The following is a 2832-nucleotide window of genomic DNA, read 5'->3' as shown; positions in this document are numbered from 1 at the left end:
GCGGCTGCGGGCCCGCGGCTGGCGGGGGGGGGGGGGGGGCCGCCCCGGCCGCCGGGGGGGGGCCGGCCCGCCCCCCCCCCCCCTCCACGTCGACCAGGACACGGCCGGATCGACAGCAGCCCGCAACCTTTTTCAGGGGCTGCGTCAGGACGCAGCCCCCCCTGCGGTGCGACGCATGTCGCCAGGTTCGCGTGCACTGCAGCGGACAGCGCCGGCGGCACGGGGTTCGCCACGGTTGAAGCCGTCAGCAGCCGGCGCCGGACGTACGTGCGCGAACGCCCGCAAGCGGGAACACCCCTCGCCCCATCCCGCCATACGCCGCATCTGGCACCAGATCAGGCACGACCTGACGGGACGCCGTTGGAGGTGCCCCGGCCGAGTCCAATCAGTAACTCTTAATTTAGGAATTATTATTGACGCGCGCCGGTAACCGCTGCAGGATCCCTGGAAACAAGATCGCAACAGGCGCGCGGGCATGGAGCGGTCCGGGAACCGGCCGCCGCACCCTCCACCAGGGGGCGGCGCCACGGGCTCACGGCCAGGACGCACCGGCACGCCTGATCGATCGGACAGCGAAGGATCCGATGTGAAACGACATCTCACCGCTCTCCTCGCCCTGGTGACCGGCGTACTGGCCGCGGCCGTGCCTGCGCCCGCCCAGGCCGCCCCGGCCGCCGCCGGCGCAGCCGTCACGGCGCCGGCATCGGCGCAGGTGCTGAGCCCGACGCCGTACATGGGCTGGAACACCTACTACGCGTTCGGTGGCGATCCCACCGAGGCCGAGATCAAGTCGACAGCCGACTTCCTGGTCAGCAGCGGCCTGCGCGACGCCGGCTACGAGTACGTCTGGATCGACGGCAACTGGGCGGCGCCGACGCCGCGCAGCGCGGCCGGCGACCTGACGCCCAACCCCGCTCAGTTCCCGAACGGGCTGTCGCCGCTGGTCGACTACATCCACTCCAAGGGCCTGAAGGCCGGCATCTACACCGACGCCGGCCCGTACATCCCGGGCAAGTGCGGACTGGGCAGCCACGGCTACTACCAGCGTGACGCGGACCAGTTCGCGGCTTGGAAGTTCGACGCGGTCAAGGTGGACTACCTCTGCGGGATCGCCGCGGACCTCGACCCCAAGACCGTATACACCGAGTTCGCGCAGGCGCTGCGGAACAACGCCAGCAAGCGCCCCATGATCTTCAACCTCTGCAACCCGGTGACCTCCCCGGACTGGGGCAACTACCCCGAAGAGCAGCAGTCGACGTACTCCTGGAGCTACGCGCCGCAGATCGCGCAGTCCTGGCGGACCTACACGGACGTGGGCTTCGTCGACGAGATCAAGTTCAAGGACGTGCTGCGCAACTACGACGCGAACGCCCGACACCCCGAGGCCGCAGGTCCCGGGCACTTCAACGACCCGGACTACCTCGGGCCCGAACACGGAATGTCCGACGAGGAGTTCCGTACCCAGATGACGCTCTGGTCGGTGGCGGCTGCCCCGCTGGTGATCGGCAGCGATGTCACCAAGCTGGGCAAGACCTCGCTCAGCACTCTCTCCGACCCCGATGTGCTCGCGATCAACCAGGACCCTGCCGTCGTCCAGGCCGTCCGCGTCGGCCCCGCCGGCACGACGGAGACCTGGGTGAAGCGGCTCGCCAACGGTGACCGTGCCGTGGTGCTGCTGAACCGGGGCGACAGCCCGGCGACGCTGACCGCGAAGGCGTCGGCGGTCGGGCTGTCCGGGGACCGGTTCACCCTGAAGAACGCCTGGACCAACCAGGTCACCGAGAGCGCCGGCACCATCAGTGCCGCCGTCCCCGCCCACGGCGCGGCCCTGTTCCGGGTCGGCCGGGCCACGGGCAAGCCCGGTGTCCCGCACGTGGTGGCCGGTCTGCCGCAGGTCACCCAGGTCGGCGACGACACCGTGCCGGCCGGGACCGCCCCGATGGTCGCCGGCGGCGACCAGGCCCGGGTCGAGGTCACCGTCCGCAACGACGGCGCGCAGCCGGTCTTCACCCCGCGGACCGAGCTGACGGTGCCCGCCGGCTGGACCGCCCGACCTCTCGGCACCGCGCCGAAGCTACTGGACTCCAACCGTTCGGTGACCCTCGCCTTCACCGTGACCCTGCCGGCCACCGCCGCGCCGGGCAGCACCGCGCTGACCGCCACCACGTCGTACGAGGTGATTGGCAACAAGCGGCTGCGGCAGGAGACGACCGCGCCCGTCGTGGTGGCACCGGCCGCACCGGACGGCGACGTCGTGCTGTCCCACCACCAGTGGATCAGCGCCACCAGCGGATGGATGAGCCCGACGGTCGACCTCAGCGTCGGCGGCTGGTCCCCGATCAGCATGCTCGGCCAGGTCCACCCGACCGGCATCGGGGTCGCCTCGCCCTCCACCATCCGCTACTACCTCGGCGACCAGTGCAGCCGGCTCACCACCACCGTCGGCATCGACGACGCGGTGCGCAACGTCGGCCCGGAAGGCGGCACGTCGACCTTCCAGGTCATCGGTGACGGCAAGGTGCTGTTCGACAGCGGCGTCCTGACCCGCGACGACACCCGCCAGGCCGACGTCGACCTGACCGGCGTCCGGGTCCTCGACCTCGTGGTCGGCGACGCCGGCGACGGCGGCTACAACGACCGTGCCAACTGGGCCGGCCTGAACGCCACCTGCTGAACCCCGAACAGCCACACAACACCATGACGCCGTGGGGGGGGGGGCGCGCGCCCCCGCGGCGTGGCGGGCCCCGCCAACGGGCGGGCCACCGCCCACGCCCCCCCCCACAAAAACGGCGGGCCCCCCATGGTTGGAACCCCCCAAGTAGCGACAGAAAC

The 2832-nt window shown here is 71.3% G+C and carries 1 protein-coding gene; it reads left to right on the top strand.

The genetic code is table 11. From position 1 onward, the window contains the following. The first annotated feature begins 586 nt into the window (after positions 1–586). Positions 587–2674: an NPCBM/NEW2 domain-containing protein gene (locus tag ACFV3E_RS35440; RefSeq protein ID WP_500538891.1), complete on the top strand. Its 2088-nt coding sequence runs from the start codon at positions 587–589 to the stop codon at positions 2672–2674. The last annotated feature ends 158 nt before the right edge of the window (positions 2675–2832 follow it).

The sequence above is a fragment of the Streptomyces sp. NPDC059718 genome (assembly GCF_042733315.1).
In the GTDB taxonomy this organism is placed as follows: domain Bacteria; phylum Actinomycetota; class Actinomycetes; order Streptomycetales; family Streptomycetaceae; genus Actinacidiphila.
The sequence above is the reverse complement of the archived record's forward strand: the minus strand, read 5'-3'. Positions and strand labels throughout refer to the sequence as shown.